This window comes from Rathayibacter tanaceti, assembly GCF_001634385.1.
Taxonomy (GTDB): Bacteria; Actinomycetota; Actinomycetes; order Actinomycetales; family Microbacteriaceae; genus Rathayibacter; species Rathayibacter tanaceti.
Window position 1 is genome coordinate 1 of sequence record NZ_LIIN01000232.1, and the last position, 2,007, is coordinate 2,007.

Sequence of the window (2,007 nt, forward strand, 5' to 3'; positions counted from 1 at the left end):
CCCGGCCTGGTCCCGGCGCGCGCTCGCGACGGGCGCGGGCCGCCGGATGGACGAGGTGAGCGGCGGCCCCGCGCCGCCCGGCAGATCCGCTCCGCCGCCTCCGCTACCCCTCGATCCGCAGCAGGCCCGGCAGCGGGGCGGTGCGCTCGCGCAGCACGCCGAGCAGGAGCGGGTAGTCCGGGAAGAGCTGCTCGCGTCCGAGGGTCGGCAGGCGCAGCCCGAGCGGCACCTCGGTGACCCGGCCGCTGAACTCGGTGAGGGTCAGCCGCAGGCCGCGGGATCCACTCGGGCCGCTGGCCACCAGGGAGCGCAGCGTGTCGAGCGGGAAGACCAGGCCGTCGATCTGGATCGCGGACTCCGAGACGACGATCGTGCGCGGGAGGCCGGGTCGCAGAGCCAGGCGCACGGCCAGCAGTCCGAGCGGCAGCGAGAGGGCCACGATCACGGCGCCTGCGGCGATCTGGAGGCGGTCGGCAGCGGGCGCTCCGGCCAGGGCGACGGAGAGGACGCCCGCGGCGAACGCCTCCGTCGCGACGGCGACGAGCACGAGGGCCCGCCAGCGCAGTGGGGCGCGGTGCGGGCGGAAGAGCACGGGAGCGCTGCCCACAGCGGCCGAGGGCGGCACGGCGTCGCGGACGAAGGGAACGGCTCCGAGATCGGCGCGCAGGGCGGCCAGATCGTCGGGGAGGAAGTGCGCGCAGCGGACCTCGATCCCGTCGCCACGGCACCAGGCGACGAAACCGTCTCCGTCGGCCGACTCCATGAAGCGGACGGAGCGGCGGGGCCACTGCTCGCGTCGGTGGCGGCCGCGCATCAGGACCACCTGCGTGTCGGTCGTCATCACGCGGGTCGGCGTGACGGCGAAGAGCGACACGGCCGAGACCAGGCCGAACACGAGGGTGACGGCGAGGAAGCCGATCGCGAGGAGCGACTCGTCGAGGACGCCGCGCCGGTCGGCCAGGACGGCGAACGGGATGATCACCGCTGCCAGTGCAGCGCAGACCAGTCGCAGGAGGAGGGTTCGCAGACGGAGGACGACGGACGGGCTGTACACCCGTCGTGTCCGGATCTCCGTCGGTACCGACTCCACCGCGTCAGGGTAACCCCCGGACTGCGGAAGAGGTCCGCCAGGCGCGGTCGCGGCGCGATCCTCGCGCCAAGCGCCCCTACCTCGGGGGAGAGGCATCTCGCGATGACCGACAGGTGTCGGAGCGCGGCCGTCCGACCGCGCTCCGACCGTCCTACGCCTCTGCGGTGCGCCGCAGGGAGCGGACCGACGTGACACGCCTCCGGGCGATGGCGGCGACGGTCAGCAGCAGGCCGAACAGCAGCCAGATCACCAGTCCGACGACCGCGCCGGCCGTCCCCTCTGTGCCCTCGACCACTCCCGAAAGCGCGTTCTGCGCTGCCGACAGCGGCAGGAACCCGAGCACGTCGTCGAACAGGCCGGGCACCGTCGAGATGATGCCCGCGCCGAGGCCGATCACCGCCGCGACCATCGAGAGGAATCTGCCGATGCCGCCGAGCAGCGCGACCAGCCCCTGGTTGACGGTGGCGAACGACGCGCCGGCCAGCATCGAGAGCAGCGCGAAGCCCACCCAGCGGCCCGGGTCCAGCCCCGCCACGCTGCTCATCACGATCGCGACCGCGAGGCCCTGCACGACTCCGATCACGATCGCGGGCAGGGAGGAGGAGAGGGCGAGCGCCGCGGAGGAGCGGGTCGAGGAGAGCGCGCGGTGCGAGAAGGCGGCGAGCACGAGGAACGTCGCGAGCGCGCCGAGCCAGAGCGCGATCGTCGCGAAGAACGGGACGCTGGAGGCCCCGAACAGGTCGTCCGTACTGCTCGCGTTCTCGACCGGGTCCGAGACGACGTCGGCGAGGTTCTTCGACTCGGCGTCGGTGTAGGTCGGCAGCTGGGCGACGGCCGAGTCCAGCCCGGTGGCGAGCGAGCGGCTGCCGTCGGCGAGCTGCACGGCGCCGTCCGAGACGCCGGTGGCGCCGTCGGCG

General features: G+C 73.9%; 2 protein-coding genes. Both read right to left on the reverse strand.

Annotated elements, in window-relative coordinates:
- Positions 1 to 103: 103 nt before the first annotated feature.
- Complete coding sequence (locus ACH61_RS15225) at positions 104 to 1,054, reverse strand: hypothetical protein (RefSeq protein ID WP_068213678.1); 951 nt, start codon at positions 1,052 to 1,054, stop codon at positions 104 to 106.
- Between the two features lie 187 nt (positions 1,055 to 1,241).
- A partial coding sequence (locus tag ACH61_RS17650) for an ABC-2 transporter permease (protein WP_461786700.1) occupies positions 1,242 to 2,007 on the reverse strand: 766 nt, incomplete at its 5' end.